This is a genomic window from Pseudoalteromonas sp. SG41-1, assembly GCF_014164575.1.
GTDB lineage: Bacteria > Pseudomonadota > Gammaproteobacteria > Enterobacterales > Alteromonadaceae > Pseudoalteromonas > Pseudoalteromonas rhizosphaerae.
The window spans coordinates 1-246 of sequence record NZ_JACJFL010000142.1 but is presented as its reverse complement, the minus strand read 5'-3'; the positions used below and the strand labels follow the sequence as shown (position 1 = coordinate 246).

Annotated in this window: 1 pseudogene; it reads left to right on the top strand. The window is 41.9% G+C overall.

What is annotated here, in order from left to right:
* A pseudogene (locus tag H5203_RS23235) lies at positions 1-246 on the top strand (transposase); the annotation flags it as partial.

The following is a 246-nucleotide window of genomic DNA, read 5'->3' as shown; positions in this document are numbered from 1 at the left end:
TATTATCGAACGTCACCAATCACAAGATAGCCTGAGCGAAGAGTTGATAACACAGGATTTAAAGCAAAAAGAAAAGCTGGATAAAAGTGCAGATAAAATCACGGAGTTCTTAGCGACCCACGAGGAAAAAACGGGCAGCAAAGGCAAGCCCATTAAAAGTAATATTACCGACCCTGATAGCGCGAAAATGACCACGTCAAAAGGTACAATCCAAGGCTACAACGGGATAGCGATAAATGACGATAA